Consider the following 24,839-nt stretch of genomic DNA (forward strand, 5'->3'; position numbering starts at 1 on the left):
ATCACTTCACCGCCTTGACGACAGCCATCGAATCTGCCCACCAATAATGACAATCCTCCGGCGGAAGCAGCGATCGGACGATGCTGAGGGTGAATGAACTAAAATGCTGGAAGAGGAATCGTTGATGCCGTCGGCTGAAGGAATCAATCTCGTTCGTGTAATAGGTAAATACGCCACCCGGCCGCAATAATTTTGCAGCCGAAGGTATAAAGGCTTCGGCAAAGTTGATGCTATTGATCACCGTCTCTTCAAACTCTGCTTCACTCGCCGGATAGGTATCAAAAAATACGGCGTCAAAATCAGACAATGTCCCAACTACTTCCTGCCACTGTCCTTGAACGAGACGAATATCCCGACCCGGGTATCGCCCGGTCCAGTCCGAAAACACATTCATCACATCACGGTTGCACTCAATGATGGTGTGCGAACGAGGTTGACCGGCCTGAATGTACGTCGCTGAAATACCCATTCCGAATCCGACCTCAAGCACATCGCCACGGGATTCCGTGGCAATGTCGGCCATCGCCTTCATCAAGGGCGCTTCCCAATCCTGCATGACTTGTTGCCCTTCGATGATCAGTTCAGAAGGCGTAAATTCGGCCCGACTTCCCGTCCAGCTCTGATCGATGCTGACCCGGTCTGACCCGGAAACAAACCGCTTAGAAATTGCGTCGAGGGCGACGAGATCATCAGAAAATTCGTCAAGGGCTCGGCGCATAAGCCAGTTGCGCTGATTTTCACGCGGTGGCGTTAAGAACTCTCCGTTATTGATTTTCAGGAACACATCAAACTCCGGCTTTCGTTGAATCACAGTCTTCCTCCGTTCCTCAGCATTCGATTCCACGTCATACACCCACTGCGCTTCCACTGCAGTCAAACACTCAACTTCCTGCAGCATCCGGTCTTGTTCGATCTCACTGAGGCCGCCGATGAGTGCCGGCCATCCGGGAACCCCACCGGATTCCAAAAACACTCTGACCTCCTTTACCTGGGGACATTGGCGCGCATGGAACTCAATGTCAGGAAGCTCGATCCGGAATCCTCGGATCTTTACCTGTTCATCCCGTCGTCCCAGAAATTCCACCTGCCCGTCCGGCCGCCGACGGACACGATCACCGGTTCGGTACAACCGTTCCCCTGCCCCACGGCTGTATGGATGCGGAATGAATTTTTCAGCAGTGAGGGCCGGCATCTGGTGGTATCCACGCGCCAGCCCCAGTCCTCCGATGTACAGATCGCCCGGCACACCGAGCGGAACGGGCTGCATATTCGAGTCAAGAACATACAGCTCGACATTCGCAATTGGTTGTCCGATCGGTACGTTGGGCATGGTTGTCCAATCCACCTCCGGTCCTGGCACATAACTGCTGGCGGTGACCGTGGTTTCCGTGGGGCCATACGAGTTGCACCAGACAACACGATCTCCAACGACGCGTCGCCAGCGGACCAGAGAGGCAGGCAAGGCCTTTTCGCTCCCCACGATGACCAGTCTGATCAACGGTGGAACCGGCAGGCTGATTCGCTCCATCTCTTCGACCCACCCCGCCCAATAGGGCGTCGGAAGATTCAGGACAGTCAGGCCCTGCTCGCAAAGAAATGTGTGGAAATCGGTACAGGCAGGAACCGGCTCATTGGGGCGCAACACCACCGTTGCCCCCGCAATCCATGTCGGGAAACATTCTTCGGCAGCCACATCAAAGCTGACGGATGCAAACTGAAGGACACGATCCGTCGAAGCAAGACCGTATTGCCTCACCATCGCGGTCGCGTGATTTACCAGTGCTCGATGGGAAATGCCGGTTCCCTTTGGCCGGCCGGTAGTCCCGGAGGTATAGAGAATGTAAGCCAGATTGTCGGGGCTCGTGAGATTCGGCAAATTGGTGTCCGGAAACCCGGCCACCACGGGCCAATCACTATCGAGTGCAAAGACCGGTACCGCTTGATCCGGCAGCTCTCCGGAAAATTTCCCTTGCGTTAAGAGCAGCCGGGGCTGGACATCTTTGAGAATGATCGACTGCCGCTCTTTGGGATAGGTCGGATCCATGGGCACATAGGCCGCGCCGGCCTTGAGGGTGCCCAGGAGACCAACCACCATTTCGAGAGACCGATCCACGCACAGGGCCACGGGAATCTCCGGACCGATTCCCTGTCTTCGTAAATAGCGGGCGAGTTGATTCGCTCTGCTGTTTATGAAGTCATAGGCATACGAACGCCCCTCGCACAGCAGCGCCACTGCATCGGGACTGTCAACGACCCGAGCCTCAATCAATTGATGCAGACAAGACTCATCAGGATAGGGCGTTGTCGTCTCATTGCAGTTTACGAGGACATACGCGCGCTCGTTCACCGTCACCATTGGCCAATCATCCACGCGGGACTCCGGACATGCGACGACTTGAGCCAACAAGGCCTGAAAATGTTCGGCCATACGAACGATAGTCCGGCTCGTAAACAGATCCGTACTGTATTCGAATACTCCTCCCAGACTCCTGTCGGCCTTTTCTGCCATCTCCAACGTCAGGTCGAACACGGATGTTTGCGTATTCACATTCATCCTGCACGCTTCCAGGCCTCCCAACGCACGGACATCCGATGGACGATCCGCCAGGACGAACATCACCTGAAAGATCGGCGTATGACCTAAGTCCCTACCCACCTTCAACTCATCGACCAATCGCTCGAATGGAATCTCCTGGTTCGCCTGGGCGCCAAGAACCGTCGCTCGAACCTGATCGAGGAAATCAGGAAATGGTGGATTGCCGGAAAGATCGGCGCGCAAGGCGACCGAATTGACGAAACAACCAATCAGGGATTCGCACTCAATCCGGTTACGGTTTGCAACCGGCGTTCCGACACAGAGATCTGATTGACCGCTATAGCGCGACAAGAGAATATTAAAGGTCGCCAGCAACGTCATGAACAACGTGGTCCGATATCGATACCCAACCGCCTGCAACTGCTGGACAAGTGACGCATCCAATGTCCACTCATAGCGCGCCCCTCGATACCCCTGTACCTCCGGTCGGGGAAAATCAAACGGCAGATTCAGGGTGTGGGGAGCATGGTCCAGGCGCTGTTGCCAGTAGTTCACCTGCCGTTGAAATATTTGTTCTCGAACACTTTCTCTCTGCTGAATGACTGTATCGAAATACTGGACCGGAAGAGCCGGCAACGGGGAGACCCGCCCCTGCAGGAATGCCTGGTACAACGCTGCCAGTTCACGGCTGAAAATACCCATCGACCAGCCGTCCGCGACGATATGATGAATAGTCAGCGAAAGAACATGGTCGGCTTCGCTAACCCGGAATAATCGAAAGCGAAGAAGTGGATCCTTCATTAAATCAAAGGGTCGACGAGCCTCATCTCCGAGCAGGCTTTGAAGCTGCTCTTCACGACTCGACTCGGAAACCCGCTGCAAGTCCTCTATTGAAAATGGAAGCTCAAGACGAGGTGCAATGATCTGAGCCGGTTGGCCATTGCGTAGAACGAAGGTGGCACGGAGAATCTCATGACGAGAAACAATTTCGTCGAGCGATCGACGGAGGACCTCGATATCGAGCGAACCCTTCAGCCGCAGTGCGATGGGAATATTGTTAAACGGAGTACCGGGTGATAATTGCTCAAGAAACCAGAACCGTTCCTGGGCAAACGACAGAGGCGACGCTCCCACTCGTGACGTGTGGTGAATGGACGTCCTCGAAGTCGTTTCGACAGAGGGCGTGAGGGTCCCGATGTGGGCGGCAAATTCCGCCGCGGTCGGATAATCGAAAAGCGCATCCAACGGCACATCGACTCCACAGATTTCCTGTAGACGAGCCAACATCTGCATTCCGCGCAATGAATCCCCCCCCATGGCAAAAAAATTGTCCTGGAGGTGAATTCTCGGCTGCTGCAACACCTTCGACCAAATCCCGATGACGGTTGCTTCTAGCTCATTCCCTTGCCCCCGGTCTGCTTGCTCTCCCCGTACGTATTCGGTTTCAAAAGGAGATGTCGGCAGGGCGGACTGCCCGATCACATTGAATCCCTGAGCGAGAAACTTCAGACGACACAAGTTTCGCTGAACTTTTCCACTGGACGTTTTGGGGAGTGTCCCTGCCTTGATGAGCACCACTGCCGCAACTTGTACTTCATGATGTTCGGTGATGGCCTGACGAATTGCGGCTATCACCATCTGGGCATTGAATGAGGCAGGACGGGAGTCCACTTCATGGACGACCACCAGGGACTCTTCTTCTTGGAGCGTAATCGAGAACGCCGCGCCGCCTTCCGGTCGAAGGCTCTCATGACTCTGTTGTGCCGTCAGTTCGACATCGTGGGGATAATAGTTGCGACCACGGATTATGATGAGATCTTTCAACCGCCCCGTGATGAACAGTTCACCTTCCTTCACAAACCCAAGATCACCTGTTCGAAGGAACGGTCCTTCGCTGGTATCCGAGGTATAACCTCCGAATGTCCGTGACGTGTCTTCCGGTCGATTCCAATAACCCCTTGCGATGCTAGGCCCTTTCACCCACACTTCTCCGACGCGGCCAACCAGACAAATTCGTAACGACTCGGGGTCTACAATGCGAATCTCTTGTTCGAAACGTGAATATCCACACCCCACCAATTGTTGCATCTCGGCATCGGATTCCGTCCGATCAAGGATGCGGTGCTCCTGCAATTCGTTTTTGTTAATCCTTCGAAGTACCGGAGGCTTTGTCCTCTCACCCCCGGAAACAAACAAGGTCGCCTCTGCCAACCCGTAACACGGATACAGCGCCTCCCGACGGAACCCCGACCCACTGAAGGCGTCCGTGAATCGATCCAGCGTGCTAGGGTGAATCGGTTCAGCCCCATTAAACGCGACCGTCCAACAACTGAGATCCAACGACGCGCGCTGCTCCGGAGTCGTTTGGCGCACGCACAGGTCATAAGCAAAATTCGGCCCCCCGCTGGTCGTCGCACGATATCGCGAAATCGCGGACAGCCACCGTAACGGCTTCTGCAGAAAGTGAAGAGGAGACATGAGCACGCACGGCGCACCGAGATACAGAGGTTGCAACACGTTCCCGATCAATCCCATATCGTGATAGAGGGGGAGCCATCCGAGCACGACCGTTTGCTCCGTATGTCCAAATGCCTGCTTGATTACCCGCTCGTTGTCCAACAGATTACCGTGACTGACCATGACGCCCTTCGGTAAGCCTGTCGACCCTGATGTGTATTGAAGAAATGCGAGTGTCCGACCGTTAATGTCAGGCATGCACCAAACTGTTTCGGTGTCCGGTGTGAGCACATCAGTGCTCAACCATTGCAGATTCTTTAAATTATCCAACCCGGAATCCTGATTGCAGAATCGCTCGACACTTGCGTGAACTTGTGTCGTTGTTAGCGCTAATTTAGGTTGTGCATCTGTCAGGATAGCTTGCAGGCGTGGCAACGTACGCTTACGTTGCGGAGGATAGGCCGGTACCGCAATCACACCTGCATATAAGCAGGCGAAGAAGGCGATGATAAAATCAAGTCCCGGTGGATACAGTAAAAGCGCGCGTTCACCGGTGACACCTAAACTTTTCAATCGTGTAGCAATAGCCTGCGCTCGCCGGTCAAGCTCCTCATAAGTCACGTGGACGGCGTCCGTTTCACCGTCCACTAAAAAAATATAGGCTTGTTGCTGCGGGATCCGGCTCGCCCACATTCGTAAAAGATCGACGATTGTCTCGTGCTCAACATTCATGAAGGGGAATTCACTTTCTTTCTACTCAAAGGTTAATCCCTGCTCCGCGGTGCCTGACCAATAAAGCTAAGACGGATACGACACGATTACCCGTACGCTTGCCATCTTGTCCCGATGAATAAATTAAAAATTCATTTTTTTCTTTTTACTCAAAACCCAAACTCTGCCCCACGCTATCTGGCCGATAGAGCTAAGACGTATACGACACGATTACCCGTACTCCTGCAATTTTGTTCCTTTAAATAAATCGTTTAGGTAAAAAATTAAGGCACATTCAACTGGAACAATGATGTGAATACTCCATGTTTAAATTGCCCATGAAACGGGAATTCATGCAAAACAGCATTTGAGAGTGGCCCGCCAATTTTGTCTCGCCGGCGCTCCTCGTAACCATAAAAAAACCCACAGTCGCCGGGCGGCGAGCGTGGGCTCTGGACTTGCAGCACTTTGGCCTCTTGCCGTATGTGACTGAATGCACAAAAAAACGATACCGATATTAATTATCAATATCAATACATTTATCGATCCCTACCTGTCAAGTACTGCCTGACGGTTGCACGTACCATGAAAAAATTTTCCGCCCGCTTATCACGCAAGAAATTCTACACGGAAAGGACTATCTCTCAGTCTACACTGAACTTCGGCCAAATAATCAGGGGTTACCTTCACATCTTTTCCGCATCCAGCCTCTCAAGAAATTCCACTACAGCAGGATTGTTTGTTCATCAACGATCAAGCATTAAGGGACCAGAAACAAACCGACTCCTGACACTTGTAATGAAACCAATATCGAAGTAGGGGATAAAGGGATTCTCTCCCCGACACCTCAATGTCCTGACAAGCTAATTCATATCATCTATCCGTCTTCAGCAAAGACGCTCACGTTTGGCTTTTGCTCATTTGTTTTCTTGTCGATAGGATCCGCGCAGAATCTGTAAGGGCAGGTACCGCTACATTGAACTGAGATAATGATAGATCGAGCCATGCGTCCGGGGATGTCGTGTTGGGTGATCGAACAGGGAAAAATAACATTTGGACTCCGATGTTTTTTGTAAATAATCCACAGTCTCGTTGCAGCACTCTCTTTGAATTCCTCCATAGGTTTGACCCTTTTTTCTTACCTTCGTGTGCGGCCGAATGTATCCAAGCCTGCCTTACTTCAAAAAATTTCATGGTGATCACTCGGGCAGGTTTCATGGAAATGAACCCGTCATGCTTGATAAACGCCCTGGTAAGACCACACCCATAATTAATGTATCTGGCATTTAGATCTTCTGGCTTGTCCAAAGGACAACGATGAGAAAATTTCCATTAATTAAATAGTCGACGCACATTCCCTCTGGTTCCTAAGAACTGATGGGAGAGTGGGAACAGAAGCCAACACAATTGCTCTCGGACGCGGTCCGAAGAGACTCTGAAAGTTCTGTGGGACCCTCAAGGGCTTCCGATTGCATTCATCTCTTTGGGTTGCAACTCTGTTGTAGATATCGCGCAATTCGCCTTGAATGATATGGGCATGAGATTCGACCTGAGCTCAAGTCCAAACAAGGCGCTCTTAGGGGTTACTCGGTTGGGCTAAGGCGCTTGGAATTCGGACGGTATTTCTCTGCTGCCACGACCGGCAATATTTTTATGAAAAACGGAAATGGAAGGTTCCGGATTGCACAGTCTATTGGAATCGAAAATTCCCGATTATGCAAAGAGCCTTCTGCGTATGAGACGCTGACATCGGAAGGCACGGCGTGAAGCTTTTCTCTGGGTGACGTGATAGGATCCTGCTCCACCCTCGATTTCCCAAACCGGAACCGCGCGGTTGAGGCGCCCAACTGCCGGCAGGCAAGCGAGCCATCATATATCCGCTCCATCGACTACCGAAAAATCTATGCCCTATATTTGCCAGAATTCGAGTAGGGTTTCTTCAATTTTATGTATCCGAATGACCAACCTTGGCATCCGTGGAGGTATTCATCCTCTCCCTTGACCTTGGATAGAATTGTTTAATTTTCTGATTGCACCGGCTGTCCTTCCCCGATTTAAAAAAGCTGAATTCTGTTTGAAGATGGATTAAATATTTCTGCTGAGGTGGGAAGTCAGGTTTTTTTTATATCATTCGTCTAACTCTTTATGAAGCACTCTTTTTTACTGTTTTATAACGATTTATTATGACCCCGCTCATCGGGGTGTGCAGGAAGTCTGATTTTTTACTGGGAAGGAAATAATGCATTACCTCTTTATTCTCCTTCACCGATGGGTGGGACTGGTAATCGCCGGATTTTTAATTATATCCGGATTGACAGGGGCGGTGATCTCTTGGGATCACGAACTTGACGACCTGCTAAACCCCCACCTGACCCATGTGGACAGCCGCGGGACATATCTCTCTTCACTTGATCTGGCCCAAGCGATCGAAACCCGTGACCCACGGGCAAAAGTGACCTTTGTGCCGCTTGCCCCAGAAGCGGGCGAGGCACTTGCTTTCGGTGTCGGCCCTCGCGTGAATCCTGCCACGGATAGATTGTATGAACTCGGCTATAATCAAGTTTTTATCGATCCCGTAACAGGAAATGAGTTAGGCCGTCGGGAATGGGGCGCGGTCTGGCCTGTGACACAGGAAAACTTAGTCTCCTTCCTCTACAAGCTGCACTTTTCGCTTCACATACCAGAGATGTGGGGCATTGACCATTGGGGGGAGTGGCTATTGGGAGGGATCGCCATTCTCTGGACGGCGGACTGCTTTGTCGGCTTCTACCTGACACTGCCGCGGCGCGCATTGACCTCAGGTTCCTCAACCGTATCTGATCGACCAACGGTACAGAGCTGGCGAACTCGCTGGGCGCCGGCATGGAAGATCAAGACTTCGGGAACGATCAAGCGCATCAATTTTGATATCCACCGTGCTTTTGGGCTCTGGGCATGGGGTCTTCTGTTTATGCTTGCGTTCACGGCGTTCTCTCTCAACCTCTATCGTGAAGTCTTCTATCCGGTCATGTCCGTCATGACTGAGGTCACCCCAAGTCCCTTCGACTTGCGAACAGAAACCGACTTGCACGAGCCTATTTCACCCAAAATGGGCTTTGCCCCAATTATTGAACATGCGGTTGAGATTGCGTCGAAACGGAACTGGCCTGAGCCGGTCGGCGAGGTGTTCTATGCGGAACATTTCGGTGTCTATGGAGTCGGTTTCTATCATCCTGGCGACGATCACGGGGCTGCGGGCGTTGGCCCCCCCGTGCTCTATTTCGATGCCGGTGACGGGCGGTATCTGGGGGATCGGCAGCCGTGGAAAGGTACCGCAGCGGACATCTTCGTGCAAGCCCAGTTTCCTCTGCATTCCGGGCGCATCCTGGGTCTGCCCGGTCGTATCCTGGTATCAATCATGGGGATAGGGACAGCAATCCTCTCCATAACCGGAGTGATTATCTGGTGGCGGAAACGGGCTGTACAAATCCAAAAGGCACACAAGGAAAGCGAAGGGCATGCACCTATTCCAGCAGGATAATTAAAAAATTAACCAAAAGTCCTGAAGGGGAACCCAGATTAGGTTTCATGCATAGACCATCTCGAAAGGTTTCGTAGAATGGAAATGCGGTTATGGTGGAGGTTCTTTCACTGTGAGTCATAAAGGTAGCCCTGGGATTTGTATATCAAGAAAATGCCATTCTACGCACCTCCTCCTCCGCTTCACCCATCTACCCGAAGCGTCCCTTTGATTGGACCAGTTGTTGCGTTATAGAAATCGTGTATTCACGTGCCTACGGGTGCGGGTCAATCAATCTTTTCTTAACACCTTGCCAAAAAAGGCTGACCCGATGGAAAGACCAAGTAGTGAAAGGAATATGTTAAAACCTTTCCTCACGACCTAAGTGATCTGGCACATCGCTCTCTGGCTATCGTGTCCTAACCCCATTGAGCCTTTGTTGGGTAATGGTGACCGGGATGCCTTGTCATGGGTTTCATTCAGCCTGACAATTTGCCTGATCTTTTTGTACAACCTACCGATTAATTTCCAGCGGAATTTCCGTACGGTTTCTAATCCATTTCACCCGTCTGCTTTCAGGCAAGTAACATAGATCACCTCAATATTTTTCTCCGGTATTCACGTGGAAAATACCAGATACTTCAAGAACCGTGATCCGGGTCTCGGTCAAACCAGCCGGCAAGAGATTCGATTGTTCTGTTGCTGAGTCTGATTCAAAACATGTTCATAGAGAGTTTGGGAATAGAAGCGTCGAGTCTTGGCAAATCCCAATTTACACAATAGGTTCAAGGTCCGATACACAGTCCCCAAGGAAATTCTGTGTCCTTCTTCGAAAAGTACCCCATATAAAGCTGGAGCCGTGACGTGTTTTTGCCTCGCAAAAGCGGCAAGAATTACATCCCGCTGTTTGCTGGGTTTCAACCGGTGCCGGGTTAGACAAGCATGCCATTTGGGAATCGGGGGAAGAGAAACACACTCTTCGAAGTCAACCTGGTAGGCATCAAGGGCAGTTTTCGCATTCATCATTGTCAACACTCCTAAAAGTACACAGTGGCCTGAGGAAAATTCCTTGATCATTAAGACGAATCAGTCGAGCGATCCCTCACCACAAATGCTCAGGATGCACGGGCACCTCGGGTATGCAGACAGGAATCTTCAGTTAACCCACCAAGTATAGGCAGGAACAACAGAAAAGATTTCTGTTGTTAGTGAAAATGAGAATTGGTATCATGATTTTTTTAGGCGACATTATGACTCTTACCTCTGAACAAATTGAAGATCTGTTTCATCAATATCGGGACGAACTAACCCGTCGTCTCGTGACCATGGTCAACTCTCGTGATACCGCAGCGGATCTCATGCAAGAAACCTATGCGAAACTCTTAGGTCTGGTGAACACCCAAGCCGTGGAGCACCCCCGCGCCCTGTTGCATAGAATCGCCACTAATCTGGCAATCGACTATCTCCGAAAACAGAAACGCCCCTTTCATGCAGTCGATTCCCTGGATGTCGCCATGGAGGTGCCCTGCGGATCGCCCTGCCAGGAGCGCATCCTGCTCGGCAAGGAGCGGTTTCAGTTATCCCTTCGGGCAATCGACAAACTTCCTCCACGAACCCGGGAAGCGTTTCTCCTCTATCGTGTCTACGGCTATTCCTACCGTGAAATCGCCACACGCATGGGCATCTCGGATAGCGGGGTGGAGAAGCTGCTCATGCGCGCCTTGGATCAGTTCTGTACCCTGTTTGATCCTCTTGATGCCGATGAGTGAGGGGATTGGCCCACAAATTCGTCACTAGATATACTAGCCCTTTCTTTCACGCCGGGCATATTTCGAGGATCGAGGGCAGTCTATGGCACCAACAGACAAACAGTCCGAGAACCCGTCATACCATGAGGACGAGACCACGTTAAGACAAGAAGCGATTGCCTGGGTTGTGCGACTAAATAACAGTCGGATCTCCCCGGAAGACCAACAGGCTTTCGAAACCTGGAAGGCCAAAAGCACCATACATTTACAGGTTTTTCAGAAAGTATCGGCCATCTGGGGGGACCCGGATCTTCACGCAGCCGCCACTCAACGCGCGCAGGAACCATCATCCATCCTCCCTCAACAATCCGCGACCCCTCGTCGTTGGCTGCAGCATGCGGGGGCGATTGCGGCCTGTGCCATGCTATTCACCATGGCGATCGTTCACTATGATCCACTGACGTGGCTTCAGGCAGACTACCGGACAGCCATCGGGGAACAACGAACGATTGCGTTACCGGACGGATCCACAGTCGTACTCAATACACAAACAGCCATTGCCACCTCATTTGATCAAACCGCTCGACGAATCCGTTTGCTGAAAGGTGAAGCCTCGTTCAACGTCCAACCTGATTCACATCGTCCGTTCGTCGTCGAAAGTCAACAAACCGCTACCCGCGCAGTGGGAACGGAATTTATGGTTCGAACTCAGCAGGATCAGGAACTGGTGACGGTACTTGAAGGGACGGTTGAAGTCAGTAGTCTGCATGATCAAAATTTGCCCGCGCTCGTATCCGCCGGATCCCGGGTTCAATTTGAACACGGTCGATTAGGTCGTCCTTTTTCCGTCGATCTCGCGACGGTATCGGCCTGGTTAAATGGACGGCTCATCGTCAATGGAGTCCCGCTGGAACAGGTGATTGACGAGGTACGCCGGTATTATCCAGGCACGATCCTGCTTTTGAATCAACCCATCCGCGACATGCAGGTCACAGGTACATACAATCTGGAAGATCCCTCCAAGAGCCTCTCCCTCCTTGCCAAGACCTTTCCAACTCACATGTTCAATCTTGCCAACCGGTTCGTCATCCTCTTTTAAAAAATCGTTTTCCTCACAATCTTTGGCAGAAGAAGTGAGGAAATTTTTGTGGGCTTCCGTCTAAACAGACATACGAACAACCAGGAGGCGCCGCATGCGATCAGACAATCAATCGATAGTTGAACCTTATCTGCGACAACACGCGAATCGGTTACATCCGAAGACATGGCTTGGGAGAGTGCTTGTCGTGATCCTGCTCATAGTCATGCATATGTCACCCGCCTTGGTTCAAGCAGTCCTCGCCGAGACAGGGCCAACGCAGATAGTCAATTTCGACATTCCCTCTCAACCGGTCGGGTCGGCGTTGAATGCCTTTGCCGATGCGACCGGTTGGCAGATTAGTTTGCCGACGGAACTCGCCGCCGGGCTGACGTCGCCGGGAGTCATTGGCAGTTACACCCCGGAAGTGGCGTTGCAAACGTTGCTCTCAGGAACAGGATTGACCTATCAACTTGCAGATACCAACGCTGTCATCCTGGTTCAGCAATCATCAACGGGAGCTGTCCCCTCAGCCCTCCCATCGCAACGTCCGGTGGTCTCGAGGGAATCCCCACCTTCAAGCAGTAAGGCCACACCCAAAACGGTGAAGGTGCCTGAGATCGTGGTGAAAGAGGTGCGAGAGCGGGACGACGCAAAAACCTATGTGGCCGAAGAGTCCCATACGGCCACCCGAACGGATACGCCGATTCGTGATGTGCCGCAGTCGATCCAGGTCATCACCAGGAAGGTGATTGAAGAACAGCGAACCTACCGCCTGCAAAACACGCTGGAAAATATTTCAGGCATCAATGCGACGGAGTCCACAGCCTCCCTCTACGATTCACTCATCATTCGAGGATTCGCTGCCACCGACCGGTCCTATTATCGCAATGGCTTGCTCGACCCCTTCGCTCAGTTTATGGCGTCGGACACATATAATATCCGGCGAATCGAAGTACTGAAAGGGCCGGCATCGGTGCTGTACGGACAGGGAGATCCAGGCGGCATCATTAATCTCGTAACCAACAAAGCTTTACCGAATGCGGAGTATTCCGCCAGCACCACGTTGGGGAATTATAACTTTTATCGATCTGATCTCAACGCCACGGGTCCGCTCAATAAGAATAAGACACTGCTCTATCGTCTGAATGTGGCGGGCCAAAAAGCGAATAGCTTCATTGATTATGCCAACCGCGATCTTGTGGCAGTCGCTCCAAGCCTGACCTGGCTTATAGGTTCACGGACCTCCTTCACGGTCGATTTCGATTACATGCGGCGTTGGACCAACGACCCCTACGGACTTCCGGCCCAGGGCACCTACCTCCCGAATCCTAACGGCCCCATATCTCGAAAGACCTCGACGACTCTCGGCAGCTTCAGCACGTTTAACCGTAGCTCCTACCGGGTTGGTTACGATCTCTCCCATCAGTTCAATGACAAATGGTCCGTTCGCAATGCGTACAGATATTCGATCGTGGAAGATGACAAAGACAACTTGTACGCCGGTTTTGATTCTTTGGACCCTGACCAACGAACCATCCAAAGATTTCAGGTGCTGCAGCCGGTGGTGGCCCGCCGGCATGCCCACTCGATGGTGACGAATGTGGTGGGACATCTGCAGTTCCTGAATATGGAGCATACCCTATTGACCGGCGTCGAACTCAGGCAGGAAAAAACCGATCAGTTCACCTTTGCCTTCGGGGAGGCGCCACCGTTGGATCTCTATAACCCCGACTATTCCCTGCGCCCGAACCCGTTTGACGGACCCAGGATCAGCAATGTGGGTGACACAAAAAGCGTCGGGGTCTATATGCAAGACCAGGTGACCATTCTCCCGAATTTAAAATTCCTGGGTGGCGTGCGATACGACTATGTCGACCAGTACCAAAAGTTTACCTTTGCAGGAGACTCCACAAAGGATTCCTTGGATAACGATGCCTGGAGTCCTCGGTTAGGGTTAGTGTATCAACCGATCGAACCAGTGTCCCTCTATACCTCCTGGACGAAAGGTTTTCAGCCAAGCTCAGCCTCGTCGGTTAATCCTGATGGTGAATCTTTCAAGCCGGAACGGTCCACCCAATATGAAGTGGGGATCAAAGCCTTCCTGTTGGATAATCGTATTTCCGCCACGCTCGCCTGGTTCCACCTGACTCGAAAGAATCTGCTGACCCCTGATTCTAATCCTGCGCAGGCAGCCCAAGGGTTCATGGTACAAACGGGCGAGCAACGCAGTCAGGGAGTTGAATTTGATGTCACTGCCCAACTGACGGCTGGCTGGAACGTGATCGCCGGCTATGCCTATACCGATGCCGAGGTGACAAAAGACAACGATCCGACATTAGAACATAAGCGTCTGGCCAATGTGCCGTACAATAAATTTACTCTTTGGTCCACGTACCATTTTCAGGAAGGGGTCCTCAAAGGATTCGGAGTTGGCGGCGGCATTTTCGCATACACCGATCGCAATGCCACAATTTTTGAAAATATGCCCACCATGCCCGGCTATGTCAGGGCCGACGCCGCCTTGTACTACAATCGTGAACTGCCACCGGGAAACTGGTTGGGAGCGAAGGGAGTGAATGCAGCGCTTAACTTCCGCAACCTGCTCGATCAGCGATACGTCGCCACGTCATATAACGGTTCATCAAGTTTCTTCTTCGGCGAGCCGCTTACAGTGCTGGGAACCTTGGGAATACGATTCTAGGAGTGCCAGACAAGGAGAGAACGAAAACACCCAGTCAGTTGGAGAAGTTGCCAACCGGATCACGGCTTTCCTCAAGAGAAAGTCCATTACGAAGGAGTCACATATGAAAATCGCATTCCTCATGGTGGTGCTTGCGCTCACTGCCTGCGCCGAAGGCCGGTGGGTGCATCCGACCAAGACCTCGGTGGAAGAAACCCGGGAAGATTGGGATACTTGCAAGGCCGAAGTGCTGTCGGGAAAGGAGCATGGGAAAAGTTCGTTAGCGGGCGGCATCAACCTGAGTGGATGCATGCAATCAAAAGGGTATCGCTACGAAGTTCCACCGCCGCCTAATTCCAGCGTGGATATTCCCACGAACCACTGACGCTCTCCTTTTCACTCCGACTGGAATAAAATGTTGGAATTTGTACTATTTTGAGAGGAGCTTCAATTTTTGGTCTTTGATTCTCCCTCCAAGTACCCTCCTCATGTTTAACTTGATCATCGGATTTTTGAGTGAACCTTAGGGCTAGGCCCTTTCCCCTCTTGTGCGTTTTCCCTCCATTTGATAGACAAGACTCCTGTTTGTGTGGCCCTAAAAAATTCCCATCTGATCGATTTGAACCCGCCAAGATGACGGAACTATAAAATCACAAAAAACGACCGACACCATGAAGGCCATAACCTGGTTCATTAAAAACCCTGTCGCAGCTAACGTTCTTATGGGGCTTATTGTCCTTTCCGGGCTCGTCGGCCTTTTCACGGTAGAGAAAGAAGTGTTCCCCCGTTTCAGTCAGCAGACGATCGATATCCACGCATTCTATCCGGGAGGCAGTCCTGAAGAGATCGAACAACGGATTTGCATCCCTATAGAGGAGGCCATCCATAATTTACCGGGGATCACCCGCCTGAAAACCACAGCCGGACAAACTGACCGAAAGGAAGCCGTCTGTGCGATTCACGTACAAGCCGCTGAAAACCGGGACCTCCAAACACTCATTGGAGCCATCCAGACCCGGATCCGGAATATTCCACACCTCCCGAATGGGATGGATCGCATTGAGGTGAAAGAAGGGCGTGCTGACGATGACGACGGAGTGATCTGGGTGGCTCTCTACGGCCAAACCGATATGATTTCGTTAGTCCGTCTCGGAGAGGAAATCAAGGCAGCGCTCTCACGTATCCCAGGAGTGGAGGAAGCTGAAAATTACGGATACATTCCTTACGAGTTAGCCATCGAAATTCCTTCGGAACAGCTCCGTCGATCCAAATTGACGCTCAGCGAGATTGCCGATGCCGTGCGGCAAAGCTCCCTCAATCTTCCAGGAGGCCTTCTCAAGTCCCAAGCTGGCGATGTCATATTGCAAACCCAGGGCCAAGCCATCGATGAGGCCACATTTGGTAGTCGAGTTCTGCTCCCCAGCTCAAATGGCAACATGGTTCACCTTCAGGATATCGCCACCATCCGGGACGGATTGGCTGAGCAAAACTTTTCATGGCACCACAACGGTTTTCCCTCGCAGGGTTGGGCTATCTATGCGAAGCAGGACGAAGTCGCGGTCGCTCGACGCGTTAAAGCCTATGTGGCAGAGATGGCCCCACGCCTCCCGGAAGGCCTGAAGCTCATTTACTGGTACGACGATTCTCAAGCGTTCGACGAGCGAGTCATGACGTTGCTGGAAAACGGGATTCTCGGTTTTATCCTCATCTTCCTCCTCTTGACCCTTTTCCTGAATCGACATCTCGCGATTTGGGTGGCCGCCGGGCTGGCCACGGCGTTGCTGGGAGCCTTAGCGGGCATGTGGGTGCTGGGCGTTTCCCTCAACATGCTCAGCCTATTCGGATTTGTGCTCGCATTGGGTATTTTGGTGGACGATACCATCATTGTGAGTGAGAGCATCAACCGTCATCAGAATGCCGCGACACAGCAGCTCACTGGGACCGAATCCTCAAGACTTCTGATAAAAATTATGCGATCCGCGACCATTGACGGGGTCAGGGAAGTGGCCGGACCGGTCACCCTGGCCGTGGTGACGACGGGGATCGCCTTCCTCCCAGGCCTGTTCCTTTCTGGATGGGCTGAAGCGCTGCTAGGCCCTATTTGCATGGTCATGGTGTTGGCATTAGGATTTTCCCTTGTCGAGGCCCTGTGCATTCTGCCTGCTCATCTGACCACACCCGTTCCCGTATCAACCCGATGGATGACCACCCTTCGACAACGAGTGACTCGCGGGCTGGAGGCTTTCGTCCATTGTGCCTATTTGCCGTTGTTGGATCGGTCATGTCGCCAACCCTATTTGATTATGGCGTTCTGCGCTTCAGCAATCATGATCACCGCCGCTCTGGTTTCAGGAGGCCATGTCCGTCTTGCCATTCAAGCCGATGTGCCAAAAGATACCATTACCCTCTATCTCAGCGTTCCTCCTGATGCGCCATTTGCGACCGTACAGAAATTGTCCGCCCAGATTGAAGATGCCTACAAGCAATTACGCCATTCACTTGAAACCCGCCAACCACCTGAAGAGCCCAGCCCCGTCTCCGGGATTGAGAGCATGATCTTTGACAATTGGTCTGGATTCTGGGTCGAGTTGGCTCCAGGCGCTCGACAGCGATTTTCAGTCGAAACCATCGCGCGGGAGTGGCGAACCCATATTGGCGATATCGGCAAGGCCAAACTCGACTTTCTGTACAGACAGGGAGACAATTATTACGACCTGGAGTGGGCAGTCCGCGCGACCGACTCCGAAACCATGACTGCTGCGCTGGGCACACTCACCGAACACCTTTCCAGCCTTCCTGGGGTGTTTGATGTAACGCATTCACAAATCAAGGGTAAACCACAGCTGAGCCTGCAACTCCGACCGGAGGCCGAGCGACTCGGGCTGCGTCTTGAGGACGTGGCCACGCAAGTGCGTCAGGCCTATCTGGGGGAGGAAGTGCAACGGTTCCAGCGTCTACGTGAACAAGTTAAAGTCGTGGTACGTTTGCCCCTGAATGAACGACGTGAATTCGATGATTTTCGGCAGTTACCGATCCTGTTGCCCACGGGTGACCAGGCCCCCCTGGAAGTCCTGGCGACATGGCATTGGCTTCCTCAAGCGGAAAGCATTACACGACAGGATCGACAACAGTTGGTCTGGGTCAGAGCTCGGCTCAATCCGGACCTTGCCGATGCCAATGCCATCTATTCGACGATGCAAACAGGGTTTTTCGAAAACCTCAGGCAGCGTTTTCCGGGATTGAGTATCACTGTCGGACATACCCGACAAGAACAGATCGCAGCCTTCGAAACACTCGGACGCAATGCTCTATTTGCGGTAGGAATCATCTATGCACTCTTAGCCGTCGCATTTCGTTCGTATCGCTACCCTCTCCTCATTCTTCTTGCCATTCCCATGGCCTGGGTAGGAGGTGTGCTCGCTCATCTCGTCCTGGGATTTCCCCTTTCCATGGAATCGTTAGTAGGAATGATTGGCGCCAGTGGGGTAGTCATCAATGATAGTTTGGTCTTGCTCAATTACGTACAACGACGCAAGCGGGAAGAGGCAACCCTTAATCAGCAAAGTCTTATTCGCCAGGCCTGCGAAGTTCGCTTTCGCCCGATTGTACTGACGTTTCTGACGACGTTGGTAGGCCTCGTGCCCATGTTGTTTGAGACGAGTGCTCAAGCTCAGTTCCTTGTTCCCATGGCCGTCGCATTAGCCGCAGGACTTTTTGGAGGGTTGGTCGCCACGTTATTGCTCATTCCGGCCACGACTCTGATTTTGGAGCATTCCCAATCTCGAACCCACCCAACCACCCTGTCACGTCATGGTGGCGCACCCGAATATTCTTGAATTTGCGCAAACGATGCCATCCCGTGGGGGATTGGGCCCACTCAAACGTCTCCTAGGTAGGAAGACACAGAGGAAGGGATCGAAATCCCCACGCGGTCATTCTTACTCGCCATTAGGTAAAAAGACTCACTTGATCGAACATAAACAGTACGACTGGCTCATCGCACACAATGGTGAACAGAATGCCGTCAGTTTTCCCGAAGTATGCGTTTACAAATTCTGATTCGGAACCCCACAACAACGCATTCCAAGCTCTTGTGGGGTCTATAGCGCATAAGATGCGCCAAGGACATTGATTCGCCGATATAGCCTCATGTCTGAAACAGGCAAACCTCTCATCATATCGGTCGGAGTCTGTCTCATCCTTCTGTCGGGATGTCTATCCACCCCGGAACGTGATGGCGAAGTCATCATGAGCCAGGTACCCGAGCAATGGTCCAAGATTACGGACAGAACCGTCGAACGTGTCACGGATAGTTGGGTGGACACGTTTCACCTCCCGATACTGACGGCTATGGTCCGCGAGGCGTTGGAATTTAATCATGACCTCAAGGCCGCAGCGGCTCGTGTAGAGATTGCACGAGCCAATGTGCGAATCGCTGGCGCTCCCCGTCTTCCTCAGGTCAATTTTTCCCCGGACTTTCGCCACGGCCGTTTCGGGACATTCGATAGCGATGTCGCCAACGAGAATTACAGTTTCCTGGAAGTAGTCTTTAACCTTTCCTGGGAACTGGATATTTGGGGACGAATTCGTGCCTCGCAGGAGGCGGCTGCATTGGACGCCATGGCCGTGGAAACGGACTTGCAGGGAGCCGCATTATCGCTCGCGGCACGAACAGCACAATCCTGGTTTGAATTGCTGGAAGCAGGCCTTCAGGAAAAGGTCGCCTCACAATCAGTCGCCGATCGACGTATGCTTGTGGAGTTGGTCCGAGGGCGGTTTACCCGCGGGCTCACACCAGGATTGGATCTGGGGTTGGCGCTGACAGACCTCGCCAACGCTGAGGCTCAACTGGCCGACACACAGAACCAGGTCCAGCTGACCGCCCGCCGGTTGGAAGTGTTGCTTGGTCGTTATCCCGCCGGCGAATTGAATGCCCAATTGCCATTACCGGCATTACCTTCAACACTTTCAGCGGGGGTTCCGTCTGAATTGCTCAATCGCCGACCCGACATTGCCGCAGCCATGGAACGCCTGCGTGCAGAAGACCAGCGGTTCATCAGCGCCAACCTCGCGCTATTGCCGCGCATCACCTTAACGGGGACCGGCGGCACCAGGAGTAATTCACTGAAAGAACTGACGCAGCCCGGGTCCCTTGCCTGGAATGTCGGAGCCGGCTTGCTCCAACCCATTTTTGCCGGAGACCAACTCTACGGTGAGATCGCACGTAACCGCGCGGCCGTCACCGAAGCCATGGAGAATTTTCAACAAACCGCTCTGGAGGCATTCCGTGAAGTAGAACAGGCACTGGCAGCCGAAGAACAATTATCGGCACAGGAACAAGCTTTGTCAGAGGCGGTGAAGCATGCCCAAGCCAATCAACAGATGGCGGTCTATGCCTACCGTCATGGATTTACGACCATTCTCACGTTACTCGACAGCTTCCGGGGAACCTTAATGGCTCAAAGTGCTCATTTGACCGTCAAACGGCGCCTGCTGAACAACCGCATTGATATATATCTGGCACTTGGAGGCGCCATATGACGAGAATACTGCTGCCCATCGGCGTGCTATCGATGGGATTACTCACTGCTTTCCTCCTTCTGACCAATCGCTCCCAGCCGGAGGCGGAAAGTCTCCAGCCGGAGCCGCCACGTGTTGAGGTCATTGAGGTCCAACCTCAAAGCGTGCGTGTGACCGTGACCTCGCAAGGAGTGGCGATGCCACGCACAGAGATTGATCTGGTCACAGAGGTCGCCGGCAAGGTGATTCACGTCCATCCCGCCTTCGCCGCCGGCGGATCTTTTTATCGCGGAGACGTCCTCGTAGCGGTGGATCCCCGGGATTATCAATTCGCGCGGATTGAAGCCCAAAGCCGACTCGCGGAAGCCCAACGGCTTTTGGCCCAGGAGGAGGCGCAAGTCGAACAAGCACTCAAAGAATGGCAGGTGCTTGGTAAGGGTGAAGCAACCGCGTTGGCGTTGCGCACACCACAACTACGGGAAATACGTGCAAAAGTGGCTGCAGCCAAAGCGGATGGGGCAAAGGCCAAACTTCAGCAGATCCGCTGCGTGCTACGCGCACCGTTCGATGGACGAATTCGGGCTAAGCATGTAGACATGGGCCAATACATCGTTCCAGGAGAAAAAGTCGCCCGCCTTTATGCCACTGACAGCCTGGAAGTGCGTCTCCCCGTATCCATGGAACAATTAGCATTTATAGACATCCCATGGATTTCGGAAAAGAACGGATCAACCCATACGGCACCTTCCGTAACCCTGCACACCACCATAGGCGGAATCATGGGTCGTTGGGTTGGATACATCATCCGAACCGAAGGCGCATTAGAACCAAGCTCCGGGCAGCTTTCCCTTGTCGCACGCGTCTCGCAACCGAAGTCCGATCAACACCATGGGCGACCGTTATTACCGGGAACATTCCTACAGGCGGAGATCGAAGGCCGGGAATATCACCAGGTCTTTGTCCTACCACCCGCCGTCCTCAACACCAGGACAGAGCAAGTCCTGATCGTGGATGACACTAACCGGCTCAAGCTTCAACAGTTGGATGTATTGAAATCTGAAACCGATCGTCTTGTCGTCCGCGGAGGGTTGCAGGCCGGGGACCAGGTCGTCGTGTCCGGTATAGACGTTCCGATAGAAGGCATGCAGGTCACAATCGCCACCCCTTCGCCAAGTGTTGCACCCATCCCCTGAACATCCCAGATACAGAGGACGGCTTTCCTCCATATTACTTCAGGCATGAAGTCGTGTGGCATTACGTTCAAGATAGTGAACGTTTATCGAAGAAAAAAATTCAAGCAATCAAAACCTAACCCGTATAAAACTTGCTATCTGGCAGGGAAAGGCCTGAAATTATTCCATGTTGACACAAATCCCATCAATTGAGGATTCACATTGCAAACCGATCTAAAAAATATGCTCATGGCATCTGTTAACGATCAAGGTGTACTTTCGAAAGAGTCATCGCAGGACCTCGTTCCATGGTGGAGCTTTACAAAAACCTTGATAGCTGCCTGTGCCCTTCGCCTTGTTGAGCAAGGCCACGTCAATTTAGACAACTCGCTGGAGGGGAAACCCTATACACTTCGGCAACTGTTACAACATCGAGCCGGTATCGCAAATTATGGAGGCCTCAGGGTTTACCATGAGGCTGTCTCCAGGGGAGAAGAGCCATGGACCACCGAGGAGCTGCTAGCGCGCATGAATGTGGAGAACCTACTTTTCAATCCCGGTCAAAGATTTATGTACTCGAATATTGGGTACTTCTATGTTTGCCGGCTCATGGAAAGGATTACCGGCGAACCACTTTCCCGATGTCTCCATCGGTTGGTTTTTGGTCCTCTAAACTTAGGCTCTGCACGAGTCGTTGAAACCCGTGAGGACATGGAACTTTCGGCCTTTGAGACAGACCATGGCTACCATCCCGGATGGGTGTACCATGGTCTAATTATGGGTTCTGTTGCCGAAGCCGCACTTGGCTTATATGGATTATTGAATGGAAAATTACTTCGGACCCACTCACTCAACGAGATGCTTCAATGTTATCCGGTCGGAGCTGAAATCCCCGGGCGCCCATGGAAAACGACGGGCTATGGTCTTGGTGTCGCGATTGGTCAGATAGAGATGGAAGGCATGGCACTATCTACACGGGCAATCGGGCATTCCGCTGCCGGTTCAGGCAGTGTCGGTGCCGTCTATCATTTTCCCGATACTTCTTCGAAAAGGACGGTAGCGGTTTTTGGCCCTTTCAAAGATGAAGGGATCACTGAGGCAGCCGCATTACAAATTGCAATGGGAATTTAGCAATCCGTCAGCAAGATGGACCGAAGAGCCTGTTTACATTTCGAGTCCTAAAAAAAATATGTGGCTGTCTAGATTACAAGAAGTATTTCAGGATGGCTTAATGCGAAGGAGTCGGTAAAGTCCTCGGAAACAGACCGGGATGATCGAAGTCATCGATAACAAACTGTCTGGAGACAGATAAGAGATTGGAAATTGAAAGGACTTCTATGAAAGGTGGCATCTCCGACCTCATAAAAAACTGCTCCTGGCGTCCCCTTAGCTTGCTTTGCTTGGGGTTCTTTGGATGAGCTTGGCGCATTCTACGTATTAAAACTTAGCAATGCGTAAGGTTTTGACAAATTCGTTCGTCCTCCTATTCGTAGGTGTTTTTCCATTTTGCTTTCACGTCAGGAGCCCAAAAGGCCATATCTTTGCTTTCCAAAGCTCGTCGAACGAAATCATCTAACACCTGGATCACAACTTCTTCCCGGGTTGCCGCTGCAGTGTTTGGGGGATATGCGCTGGCGTATGCCTGCACGGCGTGGTTGTCCATGGTCCTACCTTTGGCCAAATCCGAAGCTGTGCTGACTGCCAGCATGATGTCCTTCCTGATCTATACGGGAGCCATTCTCTGCGCGTTTGCGACCGCCACTCCGATGCGGGCATGGGTCGTCCTCTTGATTCCCACCCTGCTCTTGGGGGGCATGACGTTGCTGATGACGTAAGGCGGGCTGTCAAGTCGAGACAACCTATCGGAGAAGTCACTTATCCATGAAAGAAAGCTTTACACAGTGCATGGATTGGCTCCATACGTGGGCAGGCCTGCTCTTCGGCTGGCTGTTGTTTGCAATCTTTTTCACCGGCACGCTGACGGTGTTCGATCAAGAAATCACCTATTGGATGCAACCGGAACTGCATCATGTCATCCCTTCCCCGCTTAATGTGGATGCCGCCGTGCGAACCCTGGAACAGTTTGCCCCGCAGGCCGAACGCTGGTCAATTGAGCTGCCCAGCGAACGCACACCGGTCTCCACCATTCGATGGAGTCAGGACGGTACGTCCGTGTCCAGGATGATCAATGCCAAGACAGGACAGCCCATCACTGTTCGTAACACTCATGGAGGAGAATTTTTCTATCGATTTCACTATCAACTCTTATTGGACCAGGCCGGCACTTGGATCGTGGGCGCCGCGGCCATGGCCATGTTGGCCGCCTTGGTGACCGGCATCATAATTCATCATCGCATTTTTAAGGACTTTTTTACCTTCCGCCCAGGCGCCTCGCCTCATCGGTCCTGGCTGGATGCGCACAATATCACAAGCGTCCTGGCCCTTCCGTTTCATATCATGATTACCTTTAGCGGCCTGGTAATCTTTTGGTCGATCTACATGCCGGCAGGATTACAGGTTCATTATGATGGCGAGATGGATGGCTTCTGGGCAGAGGCTGAATCCTTCATTGAACCGGAGAGAGCGAATCAGTCGGCTCCGCTGGTTTCATTGAGAGACCTGGAACGCGAGGCCCGGCCCTATTGGCAGGGAGGTCAAACCAGGTCGATCGTGGTAAGTCATCCTGGCGATCGTCACGCCCTGGTACATGTTAATCGTCAGTCGAACGATCGCTTGAGCTTATATAGCGACCGCGTGAGTTTCGATGGGGCAAGCGGTGCACTTCGGACCGTCTGGATCAATTCCAAACCTGCGTATATGACTCAGTCGGTCCTCTCCGGATTGCACTTTGTGCAATTCGGCGGTGCCACGATTCGGTGGCTGTACTTCGGCATGGGATTGGCGGCAAGCGCCATGATTGCCACAGGGTTGGTCCTGTGGGTCGTGAAGCGGCAGGGGCGTCACGCTACAACCGACGCAGTGGGATATCGGCTCGTGGAAGGAGTGAACGTGGCGGCGATAGCGGGATTATTGGTGGCCACGGCGACGTTCTTTTGGGCCAATCGTCTGTTGCCTGCCGACCTTCCTGCACGTGAACTCCGGGAGTTGCAGATATTTTTCATTGCCTGGAGTCTCTGCCTGGGGCATGCCTTAATCAAAAAACTTTTCCAACTCAGGCCATCTTTGCGAATATGGAAAACACAACTGTCCGTCGCGGCCATATTTTTCATACTGCTTCCGGTCGTGAATGTTATCACCACGGAACACCATCTGTTCATGACAGTGCCCCAAGGACAGTGGGAGGTGGCCGCGGTGGACCTCACGGCCTTGATAGGCGGATTAGGATTGGGCTGGACCGCTAGGGGTCTTGACCAATCTGCACGCACATCATCCCGTCCCAAGCCCTCCCACCCAGTCGCTTCGGGTGGATGAACG

At 52.4% G+C, this 24,839-nt stretch carries 13 protein-coding genes; 11 read left to right on the forward strand and 2 right to left on the reverse strand.

Going from position 1 to position 24,839, the window contains the following annotated elements:
• Position 1: 1 nt before the first annotated feature.
• Positions 2 to 5,725, reverse strand: coding sequence for an amino acid adenylation domain-containing protein (locus tag ACWHYD_RS19245; RefSeq protein WP_447963626.1), 5,724 nt, complete (start codon positions 5,723 to 5,725; stop codon positions 2 to 4).
• A 2,218-nt stretch (positions 5,726 to 7,943) separates the two neighbouring features.
• Here ACWHYD_RS19245 and ACWHYD_RS19250 point away from each other — a divergent pair.
• Complete coding sequence (locus ACWHYD_RS19250) at positions 7,944 to 9,224, forward strand: PepSY-associated TM helix domain-containing protein (RefSeq protein ID WP_447963627.1); 1,281 nt, start codon at positions 7,944 to 7,946, stop codon at positions 9,222 to 9,224.
• A 645-nt stretch (positions 9,225 to 9,869) separates the two neighbouring features.
• On the opposite strand, the gene ACWHYD_RS19255 is transcribed toward ACWHYD_RS19250, so the two are convergent.
• Positions 9,870 to 10,229 (reverse strand): transcriptional repressor, encoded by a 360-nt coding sequence (locus ACWHYD_RS19255; RefSeq protein ID WP_447963628.1) that lies wholly within the window; start codon positions 10,227 to 10,229, stop codon positions 9,870 to 9,872.
• 203 nt (positions 10,230 to 10,432) lie between these two features.
• Between ACWHYD_RS19255 and ACWHYD_RS19260 the strand changes: the two genes are divergently transcribed.
• The 10 genes from ACWHYD_RS19260 (at position 10,433) to ACWHYD_RS19305 (ending at position 24,836) form a co-directional block, all read left to right on the forward strand.
• Complete coding sequence (locus ACWHYD_RS19260; protein ID WP_447963629.1) at positions 10,433 to 10,972, forward strand: RNA polymerase sigma factor; 540 nt, start codon at positions 10,433 to 10,435, stop codon at positions 10,970 to 10,972.
• 82 nt (positions 10,973 to 11,054) lie between these two features.
• Complete coding sequence (locus ACWHYD_RS19265) at positions 11,055 to 12,050, forward strand: FecR family protein (protein WP_447963630.1); 996 nt, start codon at positions 11,055 to 11,057, stop codon at positions 12,048 to 12,050.
• 94 nt (positions 12,051 to 12,144) lie between these two features.
• Positions 12,145 to 14,733 carry a TonB-dependent siderophore receptor gene (locus ACWHYD_RS19270; protein WP_447963631.1) on the forward strand — a complete coding sequence of 863 codons (2,589 nt, stop codon included), beginning with the start codon at positions 12,145 to 12,147 and terminating at the stop codon, positions 14,731 to 14,733.
• Between the two features lie 103 nt (positions 14,734 to 14,836).
• Positions 14,837 to 15,097, forward strand: coding sequence for a hypothetical protein (locus tag ACWHYD_RS19275; protein WP_447963632.1), 261 nt, complete (start codon positions 14,837 to 14,839; stop codon positions 15,095 to 15,097).
• A gap of 286 nt (positions 15,098 to 15,383) precedes the next feature.
• Positions 15,384 to 18,548, forward strand: a complete 3,165-nt coding sequence (locus ACWHYD_RS19280) for an efflux RND transporter permease subunit (protein WP_447963633.1) — start codon at positions 15,384 to 15,386, stop codon at positions 18,546 to 18,548.
• A gap of 313 nt (positions 18,549 to 18,861) precedes the next feature.
• The gene (locus tag ACWHYD_RS19285) at positions 18,862 to 20,253 is read left to right on the forward strand and encodes a TolC family protein (protein WP_447963634.1); all 1,392 of its coding nucleotides are present in this window, start codon (positions 18,862 to 18,864) and stop codon (positions 20,251 to 20,253) included.
• The gene (locus ACWHYD_RS19290; protein ID WP_447963635.1) at positions 20,250 to 21,425 is read left to right on the forward strand and encodes an efflux RND transporter periplasmic adaptor subunit; all 1,176 of its coding nucleotides are present in this window, start codon (positions 20,250 to 20,252) and stop codon (positions 21,423 to 21,425) included. The genes ACWHYD_RS19285 and ACWHYD_RS19290 overlap by 4 nt, the downstream gene beginning before the upstream one ends.
• A gap of 228 nt (positions 21,426 to 21,653) precedes the next feature.
• The gene (locus ACWHYD_RS19295; protein ID WP_447963636.1) at positions 21,654 to 22,535 is read left to right on the forward strand and encodes a serine hydrolase domain-containing protein; all 882 of its coding nucleotides are present in this window, start codon (positions 21,654 to 21,656) and stop codon (positions 22,533 to 22,535) included.
• 410 nt (positions 22,536 to 22,945) lie between these two features.
• On the forward strand, positions 22,946 to 23,239 hold the full coding sequence (locus tag ACWHYD_RS19300) for a DUF3649 domain-containing protein (RefSeq protein ID WP_447963637.1): 294 nt from the start codon (positions 22,946 to 22,948) through the stop codon (positions 23,237 to 23,239).
• Between the two features lie 46 nt (positions 23,240 to 23,285).
• Positions 23,286 to 24,836, forward strand: coding sequence for a PepSY domain-containing protein (locus ACWHYD_RS19305; RefSeq protein ID WP_447963638.1), 1,551 nt, complete (start codon positions 23,286 to 23,288; stop codon positions 24,834 to 24,836).
• Positions 24,837 to 24,839: the final 3 nt, after the last annotated feature.

The sequence above is a fragment of the Nitrospira sp. Ecomares 2.1 genome, assembly GCF_965152585.1.

What these genes read in the sequence shown, in the direction of transcription:
- ACWHYD_RS19295 (WP_447963636.1), top strand. Translation starts at nt 21,654, where the DNA reads ATGGCATCTGTTAACGATCAAGGTGTACTTTCGAAAGAGTCATCGCAG.
- ACWHYD_RS19290 (WP_447963635.1), top strand. Translation starts at nt 20,250, where the DNA reads ATGACGAGAATACTGCTGCCCATCGGCGTGCTATCGATGGGATTACTC.
- ACWHYD_RS19245 (WP_447963626.1), bottom strand. Translation starts at nt 5,725, where the DNA reads ATGAATGTTGAGCACGAGACAATCGTCGATCTTTTACGAATGTGGGCG.
- ACWHYD_RS19285 (WP_447963634.1), top strand. Translation starts at nt 18,862, where the DNA reads ATGTCTGAAACAGGCAAACCTCTCATCATATCGGTCGGAGTCTGTCTC.
- ACWHYD_RS19275 (WP_447963632.1), top strand. Translation starts at nt 14,837, where the DNA reads ATGAAAATCGCATTCCTCATGGTGGTGCTTGCGCTCACTGCCTGCGCC.
- ACWHYD_RS19265 (WP_447963630.1), top strand. Translation starts at nt 11,055, where the DNA reads ATGGCACCAACAGACAAACAGTCCGAGAACCCGTCATACCATGAGGAC.
- ACWHYD_RS19270 (WP_447963631.1), top strand. Translation starts at nt 12,145, where the DNA reads ATGCGATCAGACAATCAATCGATAGTTGAACCTTATCTGCGACAACAC.
- ACWHYD_RS19305 (WP_447963638.1), top strand. Translation starts at nt 23,286, where the DNA reads ATGAAAGAAAGCTTTACACAGTGCATGGATTGGCTCCATACGTGGGCA.
- ACWHYD_RS19250 (WP_447963627.1), top strand. Translation starts at nt 7,944, where the DNA reads ATGCATTACCTCTTTATTCTCCTTCACCGATGGGTGGGACTGGTAATC.
- ACWHYD_RS19255 (WP_447963628.1), bottom strand. Translation starts at nt 10,229, where the DNA reads ATGATGAATGCGAAAACTGCCCTTGATGCCTACCAGGTTGACTTCGAA.
- ACWHYD_RS19260 (WP_447963629.1), top strand. Translation starts at nt 10,433, where the DNA reads ATGATTTTTTTAGGCGACATTATGACTCTTACCTCTGAACAAATTGAA.
- ACWHYD_RS19280 (WP_447963633.1), top strand. Translation starts at nt 15,384, where the DNA reads ATGAAGGCCATAACCTGGTTCATTAAAAACCCTGTCGCAGCTAACGTT.